The organism is Streptococcus sp. CF8_St5-11, from assembly GCF_024295625.1.
Taxonomy (GTDB): Bacteria; Bacillota; Bacilli; order Lactobacillales; family Streptococcaceae; genus Streptococcus.
Genome location: NZ_JANCOJ010000002.1, coordinates 142,547 through 166,742, shown reverse-complemented (window position 1 = coordinate 166,742; position 24,196 = coordinate 142,547). Strand labels below are relative to the sequence as shown.

Sequence of the window (24,196 nt, the reverse complement as noted above, 5' to 3'; positions counted from 1 at the left end):
TTCTCCTCAATTTCTCTATCTGTCCTATTATAGCGAAAATAGGCACTTTTTTCAACGATGATTCTTCTTTGAGAGCAAAAAGAAAGACTAAAATCCGTAGATTCTAGTCTAATTCAATCATATTTATTTTCTCACTTTCACCCGCTCACTTCTGCGACTGAAGAACTGATTAAAGAGTAATAAAGCAAGGGCTAAAATACTGGATACAACCAGATAATTGAGCCACACCTTATCCCCTCTCATAATCGGAGGGCGGGCCATCAAGCCATAATTTCCTCCCGTCAATTGATTGACTCCAACCAGGAATAAATCTAAGGCAAAGGTATAGAGAATAATCTGACTATTTTTTAAGAGGTTTCGATCATACCATCTCAAGAGATAAATCAAGGAATTGATGAGGAGACAGTAATGTCCGAGGAGGAAAGAAAAGCTCGTAATATGAGGGAAAGTGTAGGGATCAAAGACTGGATAGCCCAAAGCAAAGATGGCTCCACTCACTCCCATCAAGGCAAAGAACTGTTTGCTTTTCCAGCGGTCTGGTAAAAACAAGACCGCAAACATGGCCAAGCGGCAATGATAAAATGGTAAGCTATTGGACCAAGGAATGTGGTAGGCAAAATACCAAAGATACAAGCAAATTAACTGGAAGCCTTGTAAGTATTGAAAGCATTTACGAAATTGCTCATTCTGATAATAGCGAAGTGACATCATAATCGCTGTCACAACGAACAAGACCATCACACTATACCAAAGTGCTGAGATTGCTGGTGGTGCTGTTGATTCTGTAGTGAAAAAATGATGCATAAAATCTCCTTATTTAAACAGATTTAGGTATTCTTCTTTTCTTACTGTACTGAACGATCGTATTGATGAAAATCAGTGTCCCCGTCATGAGGACTGTCACGATCAAATAGTTGAGCACAAGGCCATGGTCACCTATTACAGGAGGGCGACGCATAAAGCCGTAGTTCCCACCTGTTGCGAGATTGGCAAGCTGAATAATGGCATTGACCCCAAAAGTCATCTGACAGATTTTCCAAACAGACCCTTCTTTCACCTGGTAGGATTGAACCAGATAGATCAAACAGTTGGCCAAGAGAGCCCAGTGACCAAAGACATTGTTGATCGAGGAAACGTGAGGAAAAGGGTAGGGATAAAAGACGGGATGAACCAAGGCCATAATGGAGCCAAAGACTCCCACGAGTGCAAAATATTGCTTGAAGCTTCCCTTGGGGGCCAAAAGGATAATCCACATGGCCATCCGGCTATGATAGAAGGGAAGACTCTCTGAAAGAGGCAAGCGAGCAGCTAGATACCAAGAGTTGATGATGAGCAACTGGATCAACTGCCCCCAATACCAAAAGTTTTGGTAGCCTTTAGAGTGAGCAAACCGAATGGACAGAACTCCCACTACCACCAATGAGGTTGGTAATAAGAAATACCAGACCCCCAATTGAGGAGGGGCCGTTGGTTGACTGGTGAAAAATAAGTCCCAAAGTGTCATGATTTCTTTCCCTTATCTGCTCTTTTTATTCTGAACGCGAAACGATACTTTCTTCGACCATCTTGTATTTGTATTTATAGCGTTGATTGACCAAGCAAATACCAGCTACCATCACGATGCTGACCAAGAGGTAGTTCAAGAGAGCACCGTGGTCTCCAATGATTGGTGGACGTCGTAAGAAGCCGTAATCTCCTCTGGTCAAAAGGTTGACCAAAAAGATGACTGCATTCATGCCAAAGGTGATCTTAACAATTCGTAAGCTATCTTGCTTTTCCGACTGATAAAAATCTTGCAGGTAAATCAAACTATTGGCAAACAAGGCCCAGTGACTAAAAATCAGATTGAGCACAGTAATATGGGGGAAGGGGAAGGGGTCAAAGGCTGGATAAACCAAGGCCGCAATGGATCCTAGAACTCCCAACAAGGCAAAATATTGCTTGATATAGGTCCCTCTCGGTGCAAAGAGGATCGCAAGCATAGCCAAGCGACAATGATAAAAAGGCAAATTATCTGTCAAAGGCATGTGGGCTAGAATATACCAAGCATTGATGGTCAGGACTTGAATCAATTGTGCCCAGTACCAAAAGCGTTGGTAGCTTTTTGACTGCGCATATTTGATAGAAAAGTAGCCAACCACCAACAAGGAAACTGGTAGGAAAAAATACCAGAGTCCAAACTCAGGCGGGGCTGATTTTTGGTTAGTAAACAATAAATCCCAAAGTGTCATTTTTATATCCCTTTAATTTATAGATCGTTTTTAATCACAATACAAATCTCGTTTCCCATCATAAACCTCCCAAAGGAAATTCAATTGTTCTTCTGTATTGCGCTTGGTAGAAAGAGCAGGCATTTTCCCTCTCTCAAAAAATGCAAGATCAGAAATTTCCTGATTCTGTTGAAAACTTCCATCCAGCAATTCACATTCAAATACCAATTTCACATATTGGCGGCTTTGCAATTGGTAGCGATTGGTATCAAATACTGCCAACAAGCGATTGACACGTGCTACATAGCCCGTTTCTTCTTGGATTTCCTTTAAAATATTTTCTTTAGGAGAATAGCCAACCTCACCAAAACCACCCGGCAAAGCCCAGGTCTCTTCTCCCTGACCTTTCACCAGACAAAGTTTTCTATCTTTGACAATCCAAGCCCTAACATCAATTAAGGGGGTGTCATAATAGTTTGTCGGTCGAAACAAATCCGATAATTCTTGTGAATTCAGATCAGTCATTTCTCTCACAAGATCCTGTAAAATTTCACGAATATCCTGGTAGCGCTCTTGATCAAATGGATCTTTTGAGAAGGCTAAGCCTGTATTGGTGATTGAAATCAAGCGCTGAATGTCCTTCAGTACATTATTACTTACCATTCTCCAATTCCTCTACTAATTTGGCTAGATTCATGGAATTGCTTCCCTTGATAAGGATTTGGTCTTGCCCTTTCAAGCTTTCCTTGACTTGTTTGACCATGTCCTCAAACTGGTCTTCCTCAGCTGTTTTCTTGAAATAATAGACATGTCCGAGTGGGAACATCTGACTCGCTAACTGAGCCAATCCCGCAATGTCTTGGCCGTAGAAAATAACCGTATCCAAGACATCTGGCGAGAGGCTGAGAATCATTTGGTTGTGCAGATCAATAGATTGCTTCCCTAGTTCTTTCATATCTGCCAGGACGGCTAATTTTCGACCATTTGGATTAGCAGGAATGGTAGAGAAAGTTTCTAAGATTAAGCGCATAGCCGTTGGATTGGCATTGTAGACATCGGATAGGATATCCGCTCCGTTACTGGCCTTCTTCCATTCTGTCCGGTTGCGCGTTAATTGCAAGGTTTCAAAACTATCACGAATCGCAGCCTCACTCACTCCTTCTTGCAGGGCAACATAAGCTGCGATCATAGCATTGGTCGCATTGTATTTTCCTGTTACCGGAAGATCAATCGCTTCTTCTAAGAAATTAGCTCGGAAAGTTAAGCTATCCTTTCGCTCGATTAACTCGGTAATAAAAATCTCCTCGTCTGGACCAAAGCGGACCACTGTTTGATTTTCAGGAAGGTAAGTATTGACGATCGGATCAGCTGGAACTACCAGAAGACCACCTTCTGGCATGCCATCCGCAATCTGGAGTTTTCCTTTTGCGATCTCACTTCGATCTTTAAAGAATTCCAAATGGGCTTCCCCAATCAAGGTGACAATAGCAGCTTTTGGATGCGCCAGTTCTGACAAGAGATGGATATCTCCTAGATGGTCTTGCCCCATTTCAAGGACCAGTTTGTCTGTCCCTTCTGGCATATGCAAAACCGTATAAGGAAGACCAATTTCGTTATTATAGTTTCCTTGTGTTTTATAGGTCAGGTAGGTGGTGGACAAAAGCTGTGCCAACATATCTTTTGTGGTGGTTTTACCATTTGACCCCGTTACTGCAAAAACATCTACTTTTGTCTTTTGAAGATAGGCTGCAGCTAGTGTTTGAAAAGCGCTCAGCACATCTTCCACCAAAATATAAGGGTGGCCTTCGATCACTTTCTCTGAAAAAGTGGCTACGGCTCCATTTTCAAAAGCAGTCTCAATAAAGTCATGACCATCACGCGCTCCCTTTAAAGGAACAAACAGGTCTCCAGGCCCAATCAAACGGCTGTCAAATTCCGGCTTGACGAGGGCCACATCTTCAAATTGGCTGATATCATTTTTTGCATGTACTAGATGAGCAACTTCATGTAATGTGAGATTCATATCCGACTCCTCAGTTCTCCGTAGCGTCTTCCCCAAAGGTCTAAACGCTCGTTTCAAATTCTTCTCATTATACCATATTCTAGATCACAAAAAAAGTGGCTGGGACAGAAGTCCTAGCCTCTTGATTGTTTTTGGATTGTCGAGCAAGACGCAGTGGTTGAGTGGGCTCTACTACGCTGATTTCATCAGCTTTTACAGCCCTACTCAACTGTGCGGAGGTGGGACGACGAAATCGAATTCTAACGAATTACCGATTTCTGTCCCACTCTCTCTTTTCTTACAACAAATGCGCTTCGTGTTTTTGGAAGACTTCTTTTCCAAGCTCTACTAACTTGGTGATCAAATCTGTATAGTTGAGTGCCATATTGTCCCAAAGCAAGGGATACATAGACCATTGGGTAAAGCCTGGCATGGTATTGAGCTCATTTAAGAAGATCTCTCCTTTATCGGTATAGAAGAAATCACAACGAGCTAAGCCTAGACCACCGATCGCACGAAAGGCTTTTTCTGCGTTGGTTCGCATGATTTTCACAACCTCAGGATCCAATTGAGCTGGAATAGCCATGGTAATTTTGTTATCGATGTATTTGGCATCATAATCATAGAAGGCAACATCTTTGACAACTTCACCTGGCAAGGTACTTTTCACATCATAGTTTCCAAGGAGCCCAACCTCGATCTCACGCGCATTGACCCCTTGTTCTACCAAGACACGGCTATCGTATTTGAAGGCCAATTCGAGAGCAGTCCGAAGTTCTGTTTGGTTTTCAGATTTCGAAATCCCTACGCTAGAACCCATATTGGATGGTTTAGTAAAGACAGGATAAGAGAGAGTGGCTTCAATTGCAGCAATTTTCTCCTCCAAGTCATCGCCTTCCACTACAGCTACATAAGGAACTTGTGGAATCCCTGCAGATTCCAAAACCCGCTTGGTGGTGATCTTGTCCATTGCAACACTAGAAGCCAGGATGCCACAGCCGACATAAGGCATTTTCAAGACTTCTAAGAAGCCTTGAATAGAACCATCTTCACCCATTGGTCCATGAAGCACTGGAAAGACCACTGCTCCTTCCTTGTAAATCGCTGATGGTGCGACTTTTTTAGACCAGTCCACTGTATCGTTGGTCATCAATTTCTCATCATCCTCTGGCTTCTCTTCAAAAGCTTGCGTCTGGATGAAGTCTCCTGACTGCGTAATAAAGTAGGTTTGAACCGAAAATGCTTGGTAATCAATCGCACGCATCACGCTTTCTGCTGAAAGAACAGATACTTCACGTTCTGCACTACGTCCACCATATAACAGGATTAAGTCTTGTTTACTCATAGTTTCTCCCTAATTGTTCCCTTGATTTCTTACTTGATAGTATACCACAATGATAGCCCTTTCGAAAGAACTTCTCTTATAATTCTGTTCGATTTTCGATCGCGCGAAGCAAGGTCACTTCGTCCGCATACTCGATATCGGCTCCAACTGCTAGACCCCTTGCCAAACGGGTCACTTTGATGCCTGCAGGTTTGAGGACGCGTGAGATATACATAGATGTCGCTTCCCCGTCTGCCGTCGCATTGGTCGCAACAATGACCTCAGTAACTGTTCCATCCATCAAGCGACTGAGCAAACTCTTGAGATTGATATCATCGGGTCCCACGCCATTCATAGGTGAGATCAAGCCATGCAAGACATGATAGCGACCGTGGTATTCCTGGATATTTTCCATAGCAGAGACATCCCGGCTATCTTCTACAACAAGAATGAGGGATGGATCCCGCGTTTCATCTCGACAAATCTCGCAGGTTTCTTCATCGGTTAAATTGCCACAAATACTGCAATACCCTAGCTCACGCTTGGCATTCAGTAAGTTCTTGGCAAATTCATTCACATCATCATCTGACATGCCAATGGTGTAAAAAGCCAGACGAGTCGCTGTTTTGATCCCAATTCCTGGCAACTTCGAATAGCTGTCAATTAATTTTGCAATAGGTGCTGGATAAAGCATAGTTTCCTTTCTAATTCATGGGGTGTTTCTGATTGTATAAGTTAATAATGTCACGCGTAATGGAATGACTGACTGTCGCTTGTAGATTGGTATTATGTGGAAAGACCACCGCTACCGCAATCTTTGGATTGTTTGACGGTGCATAAGCCACCACATTGGTATTAATGGCTTGTTTGCCTCCATCGACTGTGGTTTCGGCCGTACCGGTCTTGGCACTAATGGAGACACTGGCACCTTGACCAACAGTTTTCCCTGTCGTCAACCCACTCGTACCATTGGCAACCTGATAGAACCCTTGCTTGATCAAAGCCATGTCCTCCGCTGAGATATGGACCTGATTGAGCTCCTTGGTTTCGATCGCTTTTTTCAACTGACCAAGGCCCCCTTGATCATTATTGTCATAGATGCCTTCGACGACATGAGGACTCACCCTCTTCCCATCATTTGCAACGGTTGCCGCATACTGGGCCAATTGCATCGGCGTATAGTTGTCAAACTGACCAAAGGCATTGGTCAAATAATTGCCGACTGTATACTCTTTCGGGATAAAACCAGTCGATTCATTGGGAAGGTCAATCCCCGTTGATGTTCCAAGACCATACTCTGCAAAAGTAGAGCGCAGTTTTTTCATGGCAGGTTCAACCTGATCGACTTGTAAGGTCATGTTTGGAGTGTAAGGTTGCCCCATCATCTTAAGGGCAATTTGGACCATGTAGGTATTAGAAGAGTATTCCAATGCTTCCACCGCATTGATGGAACGACTACCGTATTGGGTAAACCAAGAATTGATAGGAGCTGATCCTGCAAAAACAATCGGCTGATCGGTCAGCACCTGATTCCCAGAAATGGCTCCATTTTCCCATCCAGAAGTCAAGGTTGCTCCTTTGACCACGGATCCTGGAACGAAGACGTTGGTGACTGTTCCCAACGCATCTGCTGATAGATCTTGACTACCAGCCTGGTGTTTAATCCCTGCCATGGCAAGGACCTTCCCTGTATCGGGCTCCAGAGCTACAGCATAGACACCTTCGGAGTAGGTCGCATTTCCAGCTTGCAACTCTGCGCTAAAGGCGGAGCGAAGGATATCTTCCACTCCTTTTTGGAAATCCAAATCAATCGAGAGCTTGAGGTTTTCTCCTTTGGCCCCTTTTGAAACGTCGACCACTTTCTCCATATTGCCATTTTTATCTAGGAGAATTTCTTTTTCACTGCGTTTTCCTTGAAGGACATTTTCGTATTCCTTTTCGAGATAAGAGGTACCAACCCGGTCATTGAGAGCATAGCCTTTTTTGACATAGTCCTCAACCTCTTCTGCTGGAAGTCCCGCCTGCTCGGTTGATACATTTCCAATAATAGAAGCTAAAGGAGTATCCAAAACCTTGCGGTCCCAGCTAGTCGTGATGGCAATTCCCGGAAGGTCCTGACTGTCAGCCGCGATGGTCGCAATCTGCTCAGCTCCTAGTGCTTGCGTCGAAATAATCCCCGTCGCAAAATTCTCCACAGCATTCATTTGGCTATAAAGATCGATAATCTTTTTCTCATCATCCGTGTAACCGAGTTTTGAAGGGTCAATGCTGTCCACTGCCGCTTGATAAATCTTGGCTTCCGGCAGGCGGTTGCCATCAGTATCAAATTTCTTTTTCTCAGGCAGGTGCTCTACGACCTCTTGGTAGACTTTGGTATTGGCTAGATAGTAATCCACTTCTTGCCGTTCGGTCACTTGAGGATTTTCTACATCAACATACTGCAAGAGTTTTCCAGCTGTCTCTCGCATTTCTTGGGCCGTCATTTTACGATCCCGCGTAAAGGTCAAGACTTGTTTTCCCACATTTTCCACCAGGGGCTTACCAGAAGCATCATAGATTTGCCCTCGCACACTCCCTTGTTTGACCGTCTTTTTGGTAGCTTTTGCCAATTTATCCGTATAGTAAGCTTGGTGAGAGATCTGCATATAGCCAAGTCGGGCAATCAGAACCAAAAAAAGAAGGCAAATCAAACTAAACAGCAGGTAGAGTCTGCGTGTGATCGAATGATTCTCAAACTTCCGTATTTTCTTCTTCATGAAATGTTCTATCCTTCTTTTCTAATCAACACTTACTTTCCATTTTACTATTTTTCCAAGAGTATCTCAAGAAAAGTAAGGGACCTTTCCTGGAATTTTATGAAGAAAAAAGATTGGACATGCTCGCCCAATCTTTTTTTCTAATAAGTCACAACATTGATTTTTCCTTTGTCATACTCAGCAATGAAAATATCCAAAACGTTGTCATAGCCTTCTTTTTCCAATTCAGCTAGCAACCACTCTTCGCTTTTTCCAATTGTTTCCAAAATTTCAAGCTGAACCACACCATCCGTAATGATTGGGTATTTAGGATTTTCATCCCCCGCACGGACAATAATCAATTGACCATTTTGTTCAATAACGGCGCGCTTCACATCTTTTAATTGAAAAATCCCTTGTCCACGTAGTTTCAAGGCAACATCTGAAGCAGAAAGTCCTTTGGAACGACAAGCTTCCGGATCCAGTTTCCCATTTTTAATGATGACAGTTGGTTTTCCATCAATCAAGTGCTTCATAAAACGAACATTGGTATTGAGCCATTTTAAGAGCAAGATCAAAATGGTCCACATCAAGAGAATCACAATGTACTGAAGAATGGTAATGGAGCTATTGTAGATGACCCCACCAATAATGCCCCCAAGAACAAAGTTCTGTATCTGGTCTACTGCAGAATTTGGTGCTAAGTTTCCTTTCCCGGTCACATTGATGACAAATACCAAGGAAATCAAGCCCAAAGCTAATTTAATCAAGATGTTTAAAAAATTTACTATCATTTGTTCACCTCCACAAGTTCCACGTCTGTTTTATACAGATCCATCTTTTCTAATAGGTAGCTATCTGGGTCAGATCCTGCGATAGCTCGGTAATAAACCTCTCCAACCTTCAGGATCGCCCCATCTGTGGCTGCTGAAGTATTGACATAGACGTCTTCTTTTTTGACATCCAACTCCTTTGAGATGACCTCAATAAAATGCAGAGAACGTTGAAATTGGTCATTATTACTTTGGCTATTTTGGAAATTGCTGATGCCGATCAAGACCACTGCAACCAGAGTCAAAATGGAAATAATGGATAATTCCCGGAATTTGCTATCGTGCTTATCCCGATAGGCTTTCACCGCAAAAAAACCAGTCAGTAGAATGAGCAAACCAGAGATCCCAATGGTCACCCAATTTTGCTGACTGATCTGACTCAATACATAATCATAAGAGTAAAATTTCATAATGAACTCCCTTTCTCCAAATGAATTCAAGCTATTATAATGTATTTCAGGAGAGAATTCAAGGCATTCTAATCAGAAAAAAATATATTTTTTGTTATAATAAAGTAATCTATCATGTCAAGAAAAGGAAATACAATGAAACTCATTTCATGGAATATCGACTCGCTTAATGCTGCATTAACTAGTGATTCAGCACGCGCCAAACTCTCTCAAGAAGTCCTCCAAACCTTGGTTGCTGAGGATGCGGATATCATTGCCATTCAAGAAACCAAGTTATCCGCCAAAGGTCCTACTAAAAAACACCTCGAAATCCTTGAGGAGCTCTTCCCTCAATATGAAAACACTTGGCGCTCTTCTCAAGAGCCAGCTCGCAAAGGCTACGCTGGAACCATGTTCCTCTATAAAAAAGAGCTTACTCCAGTTGTGACTTTCCCAGAGATCGGAGCCCCTTCGACCATGGACTTGGAAGGTCGGATCATTACCTTGGAATTTGATAAATTTTTCGTTACACAGGTATACACACCTAACGCTGGTGATGGACTCAAACGTTTGGAAGAACGTCAAGTCTGGGATGTCAAATATGCGGAATACTTGACTGAACTAGACAAGCAAAAGCCTGTTCTTGCTACAGGTGACTACAATGTCGCTCACAAGGAAATCGACCTCGCCAACCCTGCCAGCAACCGCCGTTCACCAGGTTTCACAGACGAAGAACGTGAAGGATTTACAAACCTTTTAGCCAAAGGATTTACAGATACCTTCCGCCATATCCATGGCGATGTGCCAGAGCGCTATACTTGGTGGGCGCAACGCAGTAAAACATCTAAAATCAACAACACAGGCTGGAGAATCGACTACTGGCTCACAAGTAACCGTGTAGCAGATAAGGTTACTAAGTCAGATATGATCGACTCAGGAGCACGTCAAGACCACACACCGATTGTCTTGGAGATTGAACTCTAAGGAGAAAGCTAATGGACTATCAAGCTGTCATCCCCGAATTTGTGGTATCCAACATCGAAAAGTCGCGCTACTTCTACTGCGACTTGCTGGGCTTCTCTGTCGAATACGAACGCCCCGAGGAAAAATTTCTCTTCCTCTCCCTTGAAGACTGCCAACTCATGTTAGAAGAAGGCGACGCAGAAGAATTAGCTCAGCTGACTTATCCTTTCGGGCGTGGTATCAATATTTCCTTTGGCATTGAGGATGTTCCTCAGCTCCACCAAAAACTGCTGGAAGCTGACTATCCCATCCATCGTCCCCTGACCAAAAGAAAATTTCGTGTTGACGACCATTATATCTATCCTCATGAATTTGCAGTTTTAGACCCAGATGGCTATTTTTTAAGATTTAGCGAATAAGAAAAAGGAGGTTGTTGGCCTCTTTTTCAGTAAGTAAATATAAATTGACAGACCTGTAAATCCAGTGACAGAAACCTTTGCTAAAGCCTATGAAATCAGCATGTCAAAGAACTTTGATAGCCATTTTTTGTATAATTGAGTAGAATGAAATCAGAAAGCGAGGAAATCTTATGCAAGTCGGAAAGCAGATCCAGCACTATCGTAAAGAGAAAAATTTATCTCAAGATGATTTGGCTGAAATCATCTTTGTCAGCCGTCAATCCATTTCCAACTGGGAACGCGGAGCAACCTACCCTGATATTCAAAACCTGCTTTTACTGAGCAAGGTCTTTGAAGTGTCATTGGACCAACTCATAAAAGGAGATGTGGAAACCATGAAACAAATTATTCACGACCAAGAATTTATGCGCTATCAAAAAGATGGAGTGGTTTTTACCATTTTACTAATTGGAAGTCCTATAATAATGATTCCTCTAATTCTTTATCTGGAATGGTTCGGTATCGCTATTAGTTGCTTGATTTATGCTATCACAATGTTCTACGCCCTACGCATTGAGAAATTTAAGAAACAGCATAATCTTCGTACCTTTCGCCAGATTGTCGCCTATGATCAAGGACGCAGCCTGAGCGAGATTGAAGAAGCCGAGGAAAGGGGCAAGGCTCCTTACCAAAATATTATCCTTCCTGTTCTATTTTGCCTTGGAATTGGAGCTATTGCTCTGTTGTTTTCTTGGCTCTTACTGACTTTCTTCCCTATCAAATAAAAGCGAAGTCATCAGACCTCGCTTTTCAAATGTCTTTAAAGTTATAGAGTTGCGGATAGTGATCACACTCAGAATTTTTGAGATGTAACTTCCTACTCATGCTTTCCTATATCCTCACCTGTCTATCTTCAGACCGTTGGCCTGTGACAAACATGGTGAAGGTTGCCTTGCAGACATTTCGGCCATCTTGGTTGGTGATATCTACATCGACGACACAGGTTGTACGACCTTGATGGACACATTCCCCCCTGATGGTTAGGACATCCCCTAGATTTCCAGCTTTCAAATAGTTGATAGAAGACTGGAGCGTCCCACCTCCGCACAGTTGAGTAGGGCTGTAAAAGCTGATGAAAGCAGCGTAGTAGAGACCACTCAACCACTGCGTCTTGCTCGACAATCCAGAAACAATTGAGAGGCTAGGACTTTTGTCCCAGCCTCGACTTTTTTTATCCTCATTGATGGAACAATGATTGATTTTTTTATTTTTTCTTTTCGATGTGATCTTTAAGATCTTCTTGAGCTTTTTTATTGGATTCTGCTTTTTTCTTCAACCATTCTTCTTTGGCCTTGTTAAAGTCTTTTGTGGTGACAACATCTTTGGACATTTCAAGGTATTTGTAGAAGGTTCCTGTTCCTTTTGTACCAACCCATGAAGCAGCACGGCTGTATGGTACGGTCCGTTGAAGCATTGGAGCACCACCATTTGAAACAGTTGGAAGCGTAATCGAGCTATCTGTCAACCATGCTTGCGCTGCTGCATATTTTTCATAGCGTTTTGCTTGATCCAACAATTCAGCATCGGCATCTTTCAACATGTTAGCGTATTGATCCAAACCAACTGTTGCAATGGCTGGATTATTTGAACCTGCATCAATACCAAGATAGTAGAAGACAGAACCATTTACTGGGCTGATACTTTCGAGGTAAGTCGATGGGTCTTGGTAGTCAGGAGCCCAACCACCGCCTGAGATATCGTAATCTCTCGCAGCAGCAGTATCGCTGAAGTAGGTGATATTTTGGAAATCATCATCCGAAACCTTTTGAAGGTCTACAACGACATTGTCTGCACCAAGCGCTGACTCTACAGATTGTTTGAAGGAGCTAGCTTGTTGGACCATGCTGTTGTCCACTTGGCTGACAATGTAGTCCAAATGAATTGGGAATTGAACGCCTTGTTTTTGCAATTCAGCTTTGGCTTTCGCAAATGAAGCTTTGGCTTTTTCTGGGTTGTAAAGGCTAGTTTGACCATCGGCCAGGCTCACACCCTTCCATTGATCCCCATAGGTAACCAATTGTTTTTCAACGACCTTACCAAAATCTTCTCCATTGACTTGGACATAAGTTGGTGGTACCAAGGTGCTACGAAGGGTATTTTCAGCCACATCAGATCCAGATACTTGTGCCGCATATGATTTGCGGTCAAAGCCAAAGTTCACCGCTTGACGGAAGTCCTTGTTCAAGATTGCTTTCTTGGTAGAAGCTTTTTGTTCATCCGTTGTTTTGGCAGTGTGGTCATACTTTTGACGGTCCAAGTTGAATCCAAGATAGTAGGATGTTCCTAATTGCAAACCGTAGACAATGTTGTCGCCAAAGTTTTTCTTGACACTCTTATAAGTCGAACTGTTTGGCATAACAGATGCAAAGGAATATTGACCTTTTTCAAAGTTCTTAATGATAGAATCTGGGTTTGATCCATCGTTAAAGGTCAATTTGACATTGTCGATATGAACATTTTTCGCATCGTAATAATCTTTGTTCTTGACTAATTCAATTTCAGATTTTGAAGTCAAAGATTTCAAGTAGAACGGACCATTGTATAAGATGCTGCTAGGTTTCAAAGAACCAAAATCTTTTCCTTGAGATTTCAAGAAATCCGCATTGACTGGGAAAAGAACACCTGAGGTTGTTTTTGAGTTCCAGAAGCTTTCTGGACGAACCAAAGTATATTGGATGGTGTGGTCATCTAAAGCTTTCACTCCAACCGTGTTAAAGTCTTTGGTTTCCCCTTTTACGTAGGCATCCAAACCTTTGATCGAATTTTGAATCAAGAAGAGACCTTCTGATTTAGACTCAACCGCGTGTTTGATCCCTGTAACAAAGTCTTGAGCCGTTACAGCACCATATTCTTCTCCTTCACTCGTATACCATTTGGCATCCTTACGAAGTTTGTAAGTATAGGTTAATCCATCTTCAGAGACAGTCCAATCTTCTGCTAGACTTGGCACAAAGTTTCCGTATCGGTCGTTTTCAAGAAGACCATCTACAAGGTTACTTGTGACATCTGAAGTTGTTGTACGAGTTGCAGCGATGTAATCCAAGGTATTTGGATCTGCTGAATAGACGAATGAGTAAGTTGCTTGATTGCTACTACCACCGCCACACGCTGCTAAGAAAAAGGCACCTGCAACAGAAACTCCTGCAAGAGCTAACAGTTTTTTTGCTTTCATCACTATCTCCTTATGTTAGATTTTCTACCATTATACACTATTTCTTAAAAAAAACCAAATTTATTTTAAAAAAGTTCGTTTTTTCTGAATGAATATAATAAGATGTCAAGAAAAAGCATCTTGAAATCGATCTCAAATAAGCTGAATAGGCGAGTCTAGACACCTAGTACCACAACTTTGCAAAAGTTCACTTTTCAATCCTTTTAATAAATATACGTTCAGCCTAAAAAAGAACCTCTGCTCTTTCGAGCAGAGGAACTGATTCCTAATCAAAATGATAGAGTTGTGGGTACTGATCGCATTCAGGATTTTTGGGGTGGCAGATAGCCCTTCCAAAATAAATCATGGCTTGATGGGCCGCTAGCCATTCGCTCTTTGGCAGAACATCCATGACCCGCTTTTCAACTTCCAATGGCGTAGCTGATTTCTTGACAATATCATGGTGCTTACAGATCCGCTCCACATGGGTATCGACAGCAAAAGCTGGAATACCAAAACCTACACTCATGACAACATTTGCTGTCTTGCGCCCTACTCCTGCTAGGCTTTCTAACTCTTCACGAGTCTGAGGCACTTGCCCATCAAAGTTGTCTAGCAATTGTTGGGCACATTTTTTGAGAAATTTGGCCTTATTTCGATAGAGGCCTAATTTAGAAATATGCTTGGCAATATCAGCTTCACTGGCTGCTGCCATGGCTTGCGGGGTTGGAAAAGCCGCAAACAAACCTGGTGTCGCTTTGTTAACAGCCGCATCAGTCGTCTGAGCCGAGAGCATAACCGCTACTAACAATTCAAAATGATTACGAAAATCCAGACTTGGCTTGGCATCTGGAAAAAGGGCGATAATTTCTTCGATCACATGACGTGCCCGTTTCTTTGATAAAACCATATTCTCTCCTTTACATTACTAGTCTTTATTATAGCATGAAAGTTCCCTATTTCTGAAAGATTCGACTTCAAAAAAGGACTAGTCCTTAGACGAGTCCTTTTCAATTAGTCTATAAAATGAGTATGCTTGGTAATCCATTGTGTGACCTTGATATTTAACCAGAACACATAGATACCAAATGTAATGATGGTAAAGAACCACCATTTGATCCAATTTCCAAATAACTGCATAGCCGTGCCGTCAAAATACTGACGACGACCATCAATCACGGTATGCTTGACCTTCCAGTTATACATAATGCACACGCCCCAAGGAGCACAAATCCCCAAAGTCAATACTGTAATGAAGGTTGCTAATAAAACATAGCCAATATAGGAAAATAGGCCTCCATCAAAATACGATTCACGATACATGTTCAATTTCCCTATATTTTTTTTACACCAATCTCTTCAAGAAAGTAATCAGGGTTTGAGCAGAGCGTTCACCAGCCTCTACGATAAATTCATCAAAAGAGATATTAGCTGCGTGATCTGCCGTATCACTCATAGCTCGAATGACCATGAAAGGACGCCCAGCTGCATGAGCAGCTTGGGCAATAGCTGCCCCTTCCATCTCAACTGCTAATACTTCTGGGAAATGCTCCCGAATTGTTGCGACTTTTTCTTCACTCGCGATAAAGCTATCTCCTGTTGTAATCAAGCCCACATGTGTGGTTGCAGCTTCTTCTTCCAGAACTTTTTTCATCTCTGATACAAAATAGCGACTGGATTCAAAGTAAAGCGGTTGACCTGCCATTTGACCATACTTATAGCCAAAGGCTGTCACATCCACATCATAATAGGCCAATTTGTTCGCAAGAACGATATCTCCAACAGCCATCCCTGGGGCAACGGCACCTGCAGAACCCGTATTGATGATGGCTTCCACTTTAAAATCATTGGCCAAGACTGCTACACTCATAGTAGACATGACTTTTCCGATACCACTTTCAACCAAAACGACCTCATGGCGTCCAATAGATCCTGTATAGTAGACTTTTCCAAGACGCAGATGCTTTTCCCCATTTTCAAGGGCTTCAACCAAGATCTTCAACTCCTGGGGCATGGCTGCGATAATTCCAATTTTCATGTTGGTTCTCTCCTTGTGACGACCTTATAGACGCCAAATAGCAATGATCAAGGCAATGAGGAGCACAATGATCCAGAACAAAATCTTATTGAGTTTGGATTGGACCACACTTTGTTTGCGTTCTTCAATGCGACGACTCTTGGTCACGGTGGGCTCCACTTGGATCTGCACAGTATCCTGAGAATAACGCTCTTGTGGACGCTCCATACGACTCTCTCTCATAGGACGTTCATAGCCAAATCCCCTGTGGTCTGTCCGAATAATCTTCGTCTCTTCTGCATCGACCATTTTAGGACCGGTGATGTCCTCACCTCGCCTTGCTCGTTCAATCATTTCATCGGTTAATAAAGGTTTTCCCATCGGATCCTCCTCTATTTATTGATTAAGTCCCAATATTGGATAGCCATGATGGTCTTGGCATCACAGATTTCGCCAGTTTGGATTAAATCTTTCGCTTCCTGCAAGGTCACTTCTAATAACTCTAAGGTCTCATCCGCATCTTGTGGACGTGGATTTTCCACCTTTTTCAAGTTGGTCGCACCATAAAGTTTGATCCGCTCATTACAAAATCCAATGGCTGAATAAAAATCATACAACAACTCTAGATCCGCTGTGTAACCAATTTCTTCTTCCAATTCACGCAGAGCAGCTGCTTTAGGATCTGCATTTTCTCCCTTTTCTAACTTCCCTGCTGGAATCTCCACTGAGGTCCTTTCAATCGCCTTGCGGTACTGCTTGACCAAGATCGTTTTCCCATCTTCTGTGATCGGCAAAACCGCTACTGCTCCGTTATGGAAGATTAAATCACGCTGCGCTTGGCCTTTTCCAGCGGGTAGTTCTACTTGATCAGTGACCACTTGGAAAATCGGTCCCTGATAAATCTCCTTGCGCTCAATGGTTTTTTCTTCAAATTGCATGAGAATCTCCTATTTATTTTTAGGATGGTGTGGCAAGCGAAGGGCATATTCTTCTTTATTCACTTGACGGCCACGGCCAATCGCAATCGCATCAGCTGGTACATCCTTGGTAATGGTTGATCCAGCACCGACTAAGGAATTGTCGCCTAATTCAACTGGCGCAATGATCGTCGAATTGGAGCCGACAAAGACATTGTTTCCAATCGTCGTTTTAAACTTGTGTTGGCCATCATAATTCACTGTGATGGTTCCTGCACCAAAGTTGACGTTGCTGCCGACTTCACAGTTACCAATGTAGGTCAAATGACCCGCTTTGGTATTTTCGCCGATAGACGAACCTTTGACTTCGACAAAATTTCCAATATGAACATCTTTGGCGAGGCTAGAACCTGGGCGAATATGAGCAAAGGGTCCTACCGTTACGCCATCAGCTACCGTGCTCTCTTCAATCATAGAGTTGGTGATGACAGCACCTGCACCAATTTCACTGTCCACGATATAGGTTCCATTGGTTAAAACTGTCTCAGCCCCAATTTTTGTGTGCCCTTTTAGGGTAACATTGGCTTCGATTTGCACTTCTGGTGCGATCTCAACATCGATATCGATATAGGCCGCATCCGGATTGACAAAGCTCACCCCATTAACCATGTGGGCTTGGTTAATGCGACGACGCATGATGCCTTCTGCTGTCGCAAGGGCCACGCGGTCGTTAACCCCGAGACTTTCATCAAAATCTTTGAGCGTATAGGCCCCGACTTTTTCACCAGCCTCACGGAAAATTCCGATGACATCCGTGATATAGTATTCACCTTGGGCATTGTTGGTATTGATATTTTTCAAAGCTTCAAAGAGGCGCGCATTGTCAAAGACATAAGTTCCTGTATTGATTTCTTTAATTTGTTTTTCAAAATCTGTCGCATCTTTTTGCTCAACAATTCGAAGCACTTCCGCATTGTCATTACGGACAATCCGACCATAGCCAAATGGATTAGCTGCTTCTGCTGTCAAAATCGTTGCTACATTCTTGTGGTTGATATGAAAGTCGATCAAGTGTTTGAGGCTTTCACCCGTAATCAAAGGTGTATCTCCTGCGATGACAAGAGTATGCCCATCAAGACCTTCCAAGACTGGCTCTGCCATCATGACCGCATGACCAGTTCCCAATTGTTCGGTTTGTTTGACAAACTCTGTTTGTCCAGTTAATACTTGCTCCACCAATTCCGCCTTGTGGCCCACAACCGTTACCGTCTTCTCAGGTGAGATAGCTCCAACACTACGGAAGACATGTTCCAACATAGAGATCCCAGCAACCTTGTGAAGAACCTTGGGCAGATCTGATTTCATACGGGTACCTTTCCCTGCTGCTAAAATAATGGCATAATTTGGCATAACATTTCTCTTTTCTGTACAATATCGCTTACATTATACCATTTTTTAGCCCTTTTGGAAAATAAGACCCAAACCAAAAAACTCTCCTATAAGGGAAGCTCGAATGTAGACAAACTATTTTTTAGTAAGATAAGTAACGTTACTCAACAAATAAGTAATAATAGTTTTAATTTTAAAAATTAATCAAAAATATACTAAAACTTTCCGCTGTGAGAAAAGTGCTTGAAATACGATCATTTCAAGCACTCGGGAGTTTTGAGACCTTAGGCTCAAAACTAAGTCATGGAACTTCGAGGAAGTTCGCTGACGTCCGTACTCACCTAAGGAAAGTTTTCAAATTAATTTTGTCTTCAATGTGACTCTCCTAAATGGAGAGCGTATCTATAATGGATAAATCTTGCGAAATTCTTCTAAAACCACCTTGCTATCAGGTGTAAAAGTTAGTCCCGCTTCTCCTAAACAGTCTGTGAAAAAGTCTTCATGAACCTGACGCCAATAAGCTAGAGATTTGTCTCCCTCACCTTCCTTGTAGGCATGGTCAGCTGAAACCTGTTTGAAAGGCTGAACAGAAACCTTTGTAACTTCAACAATGCAGACAGCCTGATCTTGACTGTCTAAAATGACATCAAAAGTCCCTTCTTGGGGAAGGGGTTCGTCCTCTAATGCGTAGAGGTCGTAAGCTGAGGCTGTTGCTGTTTTTTCGCCTTTAAAGACCAGTTCCGCTAAAAGGTCTGGTTCCGCTCCAAAAGCCCAGGCGTCTATCTCATCTCCGATAGAGGGGTTGATTTGCTTGTAGGCATTCCACATTTCTTGAGGTGTCATGGGTTCTCCTTTGTAATTTTTTACTTTCTTCTTTTATATGTTTAAGATGGTCTGGATGGTCAATTTCTAAATCAAAAATCTCTGGAATAGAGCTGTAATGGAGAATACATTCGATACCCATCTGATTCATTTTTTGTATGAAAGAAGTATTCAGATAGCCTGCTACAGCAAAATCAATCTTGTTCTTCCTTGCTTTATCCTGCATCTGTCTCAACATATCTAACATAATTGGACTTTCCATATCATGCCATTGACTGTTTCTCACAGTCGCAAAAATAAAAGAAGTTAAATCATTCATTCCAACTACAATCTTTGAAATACCAGTTTCCAGTATCCTGTCCAAGTCGAAATAAGCTGATGGTAATTCAATCATCGTGCCAACTTTCCCGGTAAAACCATACTGACGCAATACTGTAATAGCTTGTTTTAATTGTTCGGCATCATTGACAAAAGGAAAAATAACAGACAGATTGGGATTGGTTTGAAAAACTTCGGTAACAACATTTATCTCAGCCTGAAATTCATCTGGACACGCCAACAAACGCCTGATACCTCTGTATCCAAATAAGGGGTGGCGTTCGTCAAAATACTCTTTAGTCCCGTCTAGAATATTTGCTTCTGCATTTGTTAACTCTGAAAAGCGATACCAGACTTCTTCATCTGAGTACAAATGACAAATAGTGTCTAGATAATCTTTCACAAATTGCTGACAATTTGGTAATAGTATGTTTTGGTTTAGTTCTCTCAACAAGTATTCCCCACGAATCAAGCCGACGTGGTGCAATAAATGGGGATAAACTTTTTCAACAATTTTTTCGCCACTAAGACCTAGTTGATTTTGCATTTTCATTCACCTCGTCTTAAAAGATACAATATCAGATATCATTATATGATACTTTCCTCTAGTTCAAAAGCTTCATAAGGTTCAACTAACTCGTATCCTAAAAATTCTGCTACTTTTTTGGAAGCCTCGTTATGAGCATCCCAAAGTGGAAACATATCTCTATTTAAACTTTCTAGAATCATTGCAGCACCAAGCTTTTTAGCAAATCCATTTCCTTGTTCGTTTGGTCTAGTTGCAACTTCCACTTCAACTGCTCCATGGTAAACTAAACCTGAGGAAATCCCAGCAATCAGTTCATTATTTTTAAGAATAACAAAGCCAAATCCACCTTTTAAAGTAAAATCCTGGTAGGACTCAAAATCCCCCTGTAAATCTTGTGACCATTCTTCCTCAGAAAGATAGTTATAAATACGATTATCAATAGGTACAATATTGTAACCTTCCTCTAAATGAGTAACTATATCATTTAGAAATTCAACTTGAAAATTTGCCTTATCCTTAAAAGAATAGCGAGTAAAAGAAATTAACCCCACTTGCTGATGCAGAAAATCTTGCCACTTAGTGTCTTCTGAAATAATAATCTTATAATCTAAACCATATTGCCTAACAAAGTCTTCCCAAAATCTAGAATTTAATTTCCCTGCTAGATATAGAAAATTCCCAATATCATAAAAGCTCGTTGTCCTATCACTGTTTCGATAAACAGTTCCAATTTGAGATTTAAGACCATAGAGAACCATATATTTCTTCCATGTTTTAAATAGTTCCATTCTCCCTCTATTTTACCTTCCAATTTCTATAGCTTGTCATGTCCAATTCTGGAAATCCTCCTAACTCTGCCTTTACCTTTAATACTAAGGGTGAGGCATTTTCTTCGGTAATTTCTTCCCAATTCAACCAAATTGCCTTTGCTGAATCATTACTTCCATCAAGAACCTCTTGTGGAAGGGATTTTTGAGAGCGTTCTAAATCAAGTACTACATCATAAAAGGCCATGATATGATGTACAGCAAAATCTTTCCCCTCTTCTTGAACCAGCACGTCATACATCCTAGGATTAGCGTATCTGCTAATCGTATAGCCCGTCTCTTCCAGAACTTCTCGCTTGAGGGTTTCAGTCAGCCCTTCTCCTAGTTCCTGGCTACCACCCGGTAGATCAAAACGATGCTGATAAGGGCCTCTTGTTTTTTCAATGCAGAGCAGTTTCCCCTCTTGAAGACAGACTCCATAGACGCCAAAGTGATTTTTGATTTCCATATTCTACTCTTTTCTAAAAGTCAAAGATTGTCAGCTCATCTTATCCCTTAAAAGGAAAGAGGCTATAGATTTCATGTTCCTTGATATACTTCTTCAGTATCTCCATATTCTCTTCAATTTTTGCCTGAATATTTGTCTCTTCACAAGTTGACTCAGTGATAAAGAGGTAAATTTTCAGTAGATCTGTTAAGAATAGCAGACGGCGTTCCATTTCCGATTCAGGACTTGAAGCTTGCTCGATTTTTACAAGCTTTTGCTCCAAGCTATCACCATTCAAAAATCTCTGATGAACTCTCCTTCTTATGTTTTGAGTGGATTCCTCTCCTTGTTCTAATGGGGATAAAAGGAGTTTTTTATAGACAAATACCTGATTTTCTGCCTCTCTTTCCAGATAGGCCAATAAAACCAGAGAGCTAGCAACAAAGGTCCAAGTGTTATAATTCCCTTCAAATGGAACTTGTATGATCCTATCTAATAATTTCTTAGCCATTTCCTCTTGACCATCCAGATAAAGTAAATAGGCCAGATGATTCAGCGATTCGAGATAGCTAGCTTGGGTTTTCTTATTCTTTTTGGGAACCTGGTTTAAATACGAGACGAACTCAGCATCATTTTCAATCTCTTCGATTAGTTCTTTCACTTTCATTTCTTTTCTCCTACCGGTTTCTTTCGTCAGGATATTGACCAGTAAATCCGCACTTTCACTCCGCCCTAATAAGTCGTTTTGACTATTTCTCCCGAACAAATATAGGTTTTAAAGAAGTTTTTAGGAATAGAGGCAATCTTAGGTGTAATGGATAAGCCATAGTTTGCAAAATCTAAAGCCAGCTTTTTAGAATCGATCGAATCATAATACTCAACATACAATCTGCATAAGTTCACTTTGGTGATAGAGAATTGTTCTAACAACCAATCCTTATCAAGATCCTTCTCGGGATCTATGCTCGAAAATACGGTAGGATACGACGCATACTGAGCAGTAAAATCGATGGCCTCTTAGCTTTTTCCAATTCAGCTTGATCCGGCCCATTTTTATGATTGATAGAACCTAATCGAGTCCGTAAAGCACAATCCACTTCTTCTAACAGTCCCGACTCCAGAAAGAGGGGATGAAGGCAACATTCACAAAATAGGCACTACCATCTGATTTTCGTTGAAAATAGATGACTGTGTAAAAATCATGATCGACTTTATAATAGTTATGGGTTCGCTTTAGTCGCGAAAAGCCATTTTTTACGAAGAGTTCTTTGGCCTCTTTCATTTCTTTACCTCTCTTCTAACAGGATGTGGAGAGTTCCTCATTGCACTTTACTAGGAATCTAAATGGATATAGGTGATTCCTATAATTCCTTGCGATTGCATGGGTTATTGACGGTCTCCATCTATTCTACACAACTAGTCTAAGATCGTTCCTAGAATCATCTTGTTTTGCTCGGATAGCTGAAAGTTATCCATGAAATAGGGTAAAAAGTCATCAAGCAAGGGATGGCTAAGCCCGTCGATTGGGAGGCCTCTTTTCTGACGTTCTTTTAGTAAAACTAAGATTTCAATTGGGAAATATTGCCAAAGTAAGGTATTGAAATCTACTAAATGACTATCTCTGGTGTTCGCTAAATGATAATCACACATGGATAAAATTGTTTCTCTAAAAACATCATCATCCTCTGAAAAAATAGTTTCCATAACCTGTTTATAGGCATCATTCACATTCTGATAAGGATTCGTGTCCAAGGGTTGATATTTGGCATCACAAGCATTCTCCAGTAGGTTAGCAAGTCGAGCACCCTCACCATTTCCATAAAGAAAAACGACTAAAGGCAATAAACTCTTAGCTGAAAAGAGAATAATTTTTTTCCCTTTTTCAACTTGGGCTTCTTTAAAATAGGCTAATTTATCAATTAAAAACTCTACATAAGTATCATCCAAATAGGCAAGGGCAAATAAGATATTTAAACAAATATCTGTATCAAAGTTTGAGCCCCCTTTAGCCAAGTATTTAGCAGAAGCCATATCTGCCATTACAGAACAAAAACAGCCATTTAGCAAAGATTGATAGGTTTCAGATGTCTTGTTTTCAATGAACTCAGAAACCAAAGTATATGGTTGAATAGCATGAACCATCCGTACATGTTTATAGGAGTAGGTTTCTGTTTTCCCGTTTTCCTCCCAATTGATTTCAAGGCTTTTTTTGCCTGCTTTTAATGCTTCTAAAATTGCTTTAGTAGTAAAAAGCTGTGCTTTTTCAAGATCAAAATCTCTCGCTTTTAGTACTTGATTTCTAATGGTTGTTAATTTTCTTTTTTGATTTGAAAGTGATTTATTCATATTGACCCCTAACATTTCATTACTTACACTTAAACTACCACTGTCTTTTGAAACACATTTCTTCCTGTCTTCCTACATTTTTCAGTATATCACAAGGAAGAATTGATCCACTTCCCATCATCAAGCCATTCCTTCTTATCAATCCACCATTTCCCCTTTTGAAATACCATTCGAAAACGATAGAGAGTTTCTAAACCAGATCGATTCTCCTTAATATACAAATAAGTTTGATTCCCGTCATACTCTTCATCGACGATGGGATGCGTTTCTAATTTATAGTCAAATGGAAATCGAACAGATAAAGATACTTCCCTTTCTCTGAGTGTTTTTTTAGATCTACAAAACTGATCAAATATAGCAGCTAATTCATCCTTCAACATCTCTTTATCGGCTTGGTTTCTTAGGCTCCTTGTGGCTTTCCTCTCCCAAGAATACATGGCCTGCATAAACTGGAGGAAGGTTTCTTTTGCTAGATTCGTATGGGTCATATTTCCTCCTACTTAAACAACGGGACTAAAGGTTCGTTTATTATGAAGACA

At 41.3% G+C, this 24,196-nt stretch carries 28 protein-coding genes and 1 pseudogene; 3 read left to right on the top strand and 26 right to left on the bottom strand.

Translation table 11 applies throughout. The annotated features are described in order from the left end of the window. Positions 1-123: 123 nt before the first annotated feature. The 10 genes from NMM13_RS04590 to NMM13_RS04545 form a co-directional block, all read right to left on the bottom strand. Positions 124-804, bottom strand: coding sequence for a TIGR02206 family membrane protein (locus tag NMM13_RS04590; RefSeq protein ID WP_254727857.1), 681 nt, complete (start codon positions 802-804; stop codon positions 124-126). Positions 805-817: 13 nt separating this feature from the next. Continuing rightward, the gene (locus tag NMM13_RS04585; protein ID WP_254727859.1) at positions 818-1,504 is read right to left on the bottom strand and encodes a TIGR02206 family membrane protein; all 687 of its coding nucleotides are present in this window, start codon (positions 1,502-1,504) and stop codon (positions 818-820) included. A 25-nt stretch (positions 1,505-1,529) separates the two neighbouring features. Next, positions 1,530-2,231, bottom strand: a complete 702-nt coding sequence (locus NMM13_RS04580; RefSeq protein WP_214255112.1) for a TIGR02206 family membrane protein — start codon at positions 2,229-2,231, stop codon at positions 1,530-1,532. Positions 2,232-2,261: 30 nt separating this feature from the next. Further along, complete coding sequence (locus NMM13_RS04575) at positions 2,262-2,873, bottom strand: NUDIX hydrolase N-terminal domain-containing protein (RefSeq protein WP_254727861.1); 612 nt, start codon at positions 2,871-2,873, stop codon at positions 2,262-2,264. Then, positions 2,863-4,233 carry a UDP-N-acetylmuramoyl-tripeptide--D-alanyl-D-alanine ligase gene (murF, locus tag NMM13_RS04570; RefSeq protein ID WP_254727863.1) on the bottom strand — a complete coding sequence of 457 codons (1,371 nt, stop codon included), beginning with the start codon at positions 4,231-4,233 and terminating at the stop codon, positions 2,863-2,865. Before murF ends, NMM13_RS04575 begins: the two co-directional genes overlap by 11 nt. A gap of 277 nt (positions 4,234-4,510) precedes the next feature. Further along, on the bottom strand, positions 4,511-5,557 hold the full coding sequence (locus tag NMM13_RS04565) for a D-alanine--D-alanine ligase (protein WP_254727865.1): 1,047 nt from the start codon (positions 5,555-5,557) through the stop codon (positions 4,511-4,513). Between the two features lie 76 nt (positions 5,558-5,633). Then, positions 5,634-6,230, bottom strand: a complete 597-nt coding sequence (recR, locus tag NMM13_RS04560) for a recombination mediator RecR (RefSeq protein WP_021152853.1) — start codon at positions 6,228-6,230, stop codon at positions 5,634-5,636. 10 nt (positions 6,231-6,240) lie between these two features. After that, on the bottom strand, positions 6,241-8,292 hold the full coding sequence (gene pbp2b, locus NMM13_RS04555) for a penicillin-binding protein PBP2B (RefSeq protein ID WP_254727867.1): 2,052 nt from the start codon (positions 8,290-8,292) through the stop codon (positions 6,241-6,243). A gap of 140 nt (positions 8,293-8,432) precedes the next feature. Next, on the bottom strand, positions 8,433-9,065 hold the full coding sequence (locus tag NMM13_RS04550; protein WP_134974714.1) for a DUF421 domain-containing protein: 633 nt from the start codon (positions 9,063-9,065) through the stop codon (positions 8,433-8,435). Further along, positions 9,062-9,514, bottom strand: a complete 453-nt coding sequence (locus tag NMM13_RS04545) for a DUF3290 family protein (RefSeq protein ID WP_049486395.1) — start codon at positions 9,512-9,514, stop codon at positions 9,062-9,064. Before NMM13_RS04545 ends, NMM13_RS04550 begins: the two co-directional genes overlap by 4 nt. A gap of 135 nt (positions 9,515-9,649) precedes the next feature. Between NMM13_RS04545 and NMM13_RS04540 the strand changes: the two genes are divergently transcribed. From NMM13_RS04540 to NMM13_RS04530, 3 genes are all read left to right on the top strand, one after another. After that, the gene (locus tag NMM13_RS04540; protein ID WP_254727869.1) at positions 9,650-10,477 is read left to right on the top strand and encodes an exodeoxyribonuclease III; all 828 of its coding nucleotides are present in this window, start codon (positions 9,650-9,652) and stop codon (positions 10,475-10,477) included. A gap of 11 nt (positions 10,478-10,488) precedes the next feature. Further along, positions 10,489-10,875: a VOC family protein gene (locus NMM13_RS04535; protein WP_254727871.1), complete on the top strand. Its 387-nt coding sequence runs from the start codon at positions 10,489-10,491 to the stop codon at positions 10,873-10,875. Positions 10,876-11,045: 170 nt separating this feature from the next. Beyond that, entirely contained in the window at positions 11,046-11,639 is a 594-nt protein-coding gene (locus NMM13_RS04530) for a helix-turn-helix domain-containing protein (protein ID WP_031577145.1), read from the top strand. 106 nt (positions 11,640-11,745) lie between these two features. Here the strand turns inward: NMM13_RS04530 and NMM13_RS04525 are convergent. The 16 genes and pseudogenes from NMM13_RS04525 to NMM13_RS04450 all read right to left on the bottom strand — a co-directional run. Beyond that, positions 11,746-11,949, bottom strand: a pseudogene (locus tag NMM13_RS04525) (PaaI family thioesterase); the annotation flags it as partial. Positions 11,950-12,118: 169 nt separating this feature from the next. Then, positions 12,119-14,086 carry a peptide ABC transporter substrate-binding protein gene (locus NMM13_RS04520; protein ID WP_254727873.1) on the bottom strand — a complete coding sequence of 656 codons (1,968 nt, stop codon included), beginning with the start codon at positions 14,084-14,086 and terminating at the stop codon, positions 12,119-12,121. Positions 14,087-14,351: 265 nt separating this feature from the next. Then, positions 14,352-14,975: an endonuclease III gene (gene nth / locus NMM13_RS04515; RefSeq protein ID WP_003006251.1), complete on the bottom strand. Its 624-nt coding sequence runs from the start codon at positions 14,973-14,975 to the stop codon at positions 14,352-14,354. 104 nt (positions 14,976-15,079) lie between these two features. Beyond that, a complete protein-coding gene (locus NMM13_RS04510) occupies positions 15,080-15,388 on the bottom strand; it encodes a hypothetical protein (RefSeq protein ID WP_049483430.1) in 309 nt (102 codons plus the stop codon). A gap of 22 nt (positions 15,389-15,410) precedes the next feature. Beyond that, the gene (locus NMM13_RS04505) at positions 15,411-16,103 is read right to left on the bottom strand and encodes a 5'-methylthioadenosine/adenosylhomocysteine nucleosidase (protein WP_254727876.1); all 693 of its coding nucleotides are present in this window, start codon (positions 16,101-16,103) and stop codon (positions 15,411-15,413) included. Between the two features lie 24 nt (positions 16,104-16,127). Further along, positions 16,128-16,463: a cell wall synthase accessory phosphoprotein MacP gene (macP, locus tag NMM13_RS04500; protein WP_003006241.1), complete on the bottom strand. Its 336-nt coding sequence runs from the start codon at positions 16,461-16,463 to the stop codon at positions 16,128-16,130. Between the two features lie 11 nt (positions 16,464-16,474). Beyond that, entirely contained in the window at positions 16,475-17,020 is a 546-nt protein-coding gene (locus NMM13_RS04495; protein ID WP_031574455.1) for an NUDIX hydrolase, read from the bottom strand. Positions 17,021-17,029: 9 nt separating this feature from the next. After that, positions 17,030-18,409 (bottom strand): bifunctional UDP-N-acetylglucosamine diphosphorylase/glucosamine-1-phosphate N-acetyltransferase GlmU, encoded by a 1,380-nt coding sequence (glmU, locus tag NMM13_RS04490; RefSeq protein WP_254727878.1) that lies wholly within the window; start codon positions 18,407-18,409, stop codon positions 17,030-17,032. A gap of 381 nt (positions 18,410-18,790) precedes the next feature. Further along, positions 18,791-19,231: an ASCH domain-containing protein gene (locus NMM13_RS04485; protein WP_023917581.1), complete on the bottom strand. Its 441-nt coding sequence runs from the start codon at positions 19,229-19,231 to the stop codon at positions 18,791-18,793. Next, entirely contained in the window at positions 19,173-20,075 is a 903-nt protein-coding gene (locus NMM13_RS04480) for a putative PEP-binding protein (RefSeq protein WP_023917579.1), read from the bottom strand. Before NMM13_RS04480 ends, NMM13_RS04485 begins: the two co-directional genes overlap by 59 nt. A 41-nt stretch (positions 20,076-20,116) precedes the next feature. Next, positions 20,117-20,845: a GNAT family N-acetyltransferase gene (locus tag NMM13_RS04475; protein WP_037599263.1), complete on the bottom strand. Its 729-nt coding sequence runs from the start codon at positions 20,843-20,845 to the stop codon at positions 20,117-20,119. Between the two features lie 7 nt (positions 20,846-20,852). Then, positions 20,853-21,332: an NUDIX hydrolase gene (locus NMM13_RS04470; RefSeq protein ID WP_254727880.1), complete on the bottom strand. Its 480-nt coding sequence runs from the start codon at positions 21,330-21,332 to the stop codon at positions 20,853-20,855. Positions 21,333-21,372: 40 nt separating this feature from the next. After that, the gene (locus NMM13_RS04465) at positions 21,373-21,978 is read right to left on the bottom strand and encodes a DUF6707 family protein (RefSeq protein WP_049491603.1); all 606 of its coding nucleotides are present in this window, start codon (positions 21,976-21,978) and stop codon (positions 21,373-21,375) included. Positions 21,979-22,413: 435 nt separating this feature from the next. Further along, a complete protein-coding gene (locus tag NMM13_RS04460; protein ID WP_254727883.1) occupies positions 22,414-22,593 on the bottom strand; it encodes a DUF4304 domain-containing protein in 180 nt (59 codons plus the stop codon). A gap of 134 nt (positions 22,594-22,727) precedes the next feature. Then, positions 22,728-23,657 carry a hypothetical protein gene (locus NMM13_RS04455; protein ID WP_254727885.1) on the bottom strand — a complete coding sequence of 310 codons (930 nt, stop codon included), beginning with the start codon at positions 23,655-23,657 and terminating at the stop codon, positions 22,728-22,730. 89 nt (positions 23,658-23,746) lie between these two features. Further along, entirely contained in the window at positions 23,747-24,145 is a 399-nt protein-coding gene (locus NMM13_RS04450; RefSeq protein WP_254727887.1) for an NTF2 fold immunity protein, read from the bottom strand. Positions 24,146-24,196 lie beyond the last annotated feature (51 nt).

What these genes read in the sequence shown, in the direction of transcription:
- NMM13_RS04590 (WP_254727857.1), bottom strand. Translation starts at nt 804, where the DNA reads ATGCATCATTTTTTCACTACAGAATCAACAGCACCACCAGCAATCTCA.
- NMM13_RS04585 (WP_254727859.1), bottom strand. Translation starts at nt 1,504, where the DNA reads ATGACACTTTGGGACTTATTTTTCACCAGTCAACCAACGGCCCCTCCT.
- NMM13_RS04580 (WP_214255112.1), bottom strand. Translation starts at nt 2,231, where the DNA reads ATGACACTTTGGGATTTATTGTTTACTAACCAAAAATCAGCCCCGCCT.
- NMM13_RS04575 (WP_254727861.1), bottom strand. Translation starts at nt 2,873, where the DNA reads ATGGTAAGTAATAATGTACTGAAGGACATTCAGCGCTTGATTTCAATC.
- murF (WP_254727863.1), bottom strand. Translation starts at nt 4,233, where the DNA reads ATGAATCTCACATTACATGAAGTTGCTCATCTAGTACATGCAAAAAAT.
- NMM13_RS04565 (WP_254727865.1), bottom strand. Translation starts at nt 5,557, where the DNA reads ATGAGTAAACAAGACTTAATCCTGTTATATGGTGGACGTAGTGCAGAA.
- recR (WP_021152853.1), bottom strand. Translation starts at nt 6,230, where the DNA reads ATGCTTTATCCAGCACCTATTGCAAAATTAATTGACAGCTATTCGAAG.
- pbp2b (WP_254727867.1), bottom strand. Translation starts at nt 8,292, where the DNA reads ATGAAGAAGAAAATACGGAAGTTTGAGAATCATTCGATCACACGCAGA.
- NMM13_RS04550 (WP_134974714.1), bottom strand. Translation starts at nt 9,065, where the DNA reads ATGATAGTAAATTTTTTAAACATCTTGATTAAATTAGCTTTGGGCTTG.
- NMM13_RS04545 (WP_049486395.1), bottom strand. Translation starts at nt 9,514, where the DNA reads ATGAAATTTTACTCTTATGATTATGTATTGAGTCAGATCAGTCAGCAA.
- NMM13_RS04540 (WP_254727869.1), top strand. Translation starts at nt 9,650, where the DNA reads ATGAAACTCATTTCATGGAATATCGACTCGCTTAATGCTGCATTAACT.
- NMM13_RS04535 (WP_254727871.1), top strand. Translation starts at nt 10,489, where the DNA reads ATGGACTATCAAGCTGTCATCCCCGAATTTGTGGTATCCAACATCGAA.
- NMM13_RS04530 (WP_031577145.1), top strand. Translation starts at nt 11,046, where the DNA reads ATGCAAGTCGGAAAGCAGATCCAGCACTATCGTAAAGAGAAAAATTTA.
- NMM13_RS04520 (WP_254727873.1), bottom strand. Translation starts at nt 14,086, where the DNA reads ATGAAAGCAAAAAAACTGTTAGCTCTTGCAGGAGTTTCTGTTGCAGGT.
- nth (WP_003006251.1), bottom strand. Translation starts at nt 14,975, where the DNA reads ATGGTTTTATCAAAGAAACGGGCACGTCATGTGATCGAAGAAATTATC.
- NMM13_RS04510 (WP_049483430.1), bottom strand. Translation starts at nt 15,388, where the DNA reads ATGTATCGTGAATCGTATTTTGATGGAGGCCTATTTTCCTATATTGGC.
- NMM13_RS04505 (WP_254727876.1), bottom strand. Translation starts at nt 16,103, where the DNA reads ATGAAAATTGGAATTATCGCAGCCATGCCCCAGGAGTTGAAGATCTTG.
- macP (WP_003006241.1), bottom strand. Translation starts at nt 16,463, where the DNA reads ATGGGAAAACCTTTATTAACCGATGAAATGATTGAACGAGCAAGGCGA.
- NMM13_RS04495 (WP_031574455.1), bottom strand. Translation starts at nt 17,020, where the DNA reads ATGCAATTTGAAGAAAAAACCATTGAGCGCAAGGAGATTTATCAGGGA.
- glmU (WP_254727878.1), bottom strand. Translation starts at nt 18,409, where the DNA reads ATGCCAAATTATGCCATTATTTTAGCAGCAGGGAAAGGTACCCGTATG.
- NMM13_RS04485 (WP_023917581.1), bottom strand. Translation starts at nt 19,231, where the DNA reads ATGACACCTCAAGAAATGTGGAATGCCTACAAGCAAATCAACCCCTCT.
- NMM13_RS04480 (WP_023917579.1), bottom strand. Translation starts at nt 20,075, where the DNA reads ATGCAAAATCAACTAGGTCTTAGTGGCGAAAAAATTGTTGAAAAAGTT.
- NMM13_RS04475 (WP_037599263.1), bottom strand. Translation starts at nt 20,845, where the DNA reads ATGGAACTATTTAAAACATGGAAGAAATATATGGTTCTCTATGGTCTT.
- NMM13_RS04470 (WP_254727880.1), bottom strand. Translation starts at nt 21,332, where the DNA reads ATGGAAATCAAAAATCACTTTGGCGTCTATGGAGTCTGTCTTCAAGAG.
- NMM13_RS04465 (WP_049491603.1), bottom strand. Translation starts at nt 21,978, where the DNA reads ATGAAAGTGAAAGAACTAATCGAAGAGATTGAAAATGATGCTGAGTTC.
- NMM13_RS04460 (WP_254727883.1), bottom strand. Translation starts at nt 22,593, where the DNA reads ATGAAAGAGGCCAAAGAACTCTTCGTAAAAAATGGCTTTTCGCGACTA.
- NMM13_RS04455 (WP_254727885.1), bottom strand. Translation starts at nt 23,657, where the DNA reads ATGAATAAATCACTTTCAAATCAAAAAAGAAAATTAACAACCATTAGA.
- NMM13_RS04450 (WP_254727887.1), bottom strand. Translation starts at nt 24,145, where the DNA reads ATGACCCATACGAATCTAGCAAAAGAAACCTTCCTCCAGTTTATGCAG.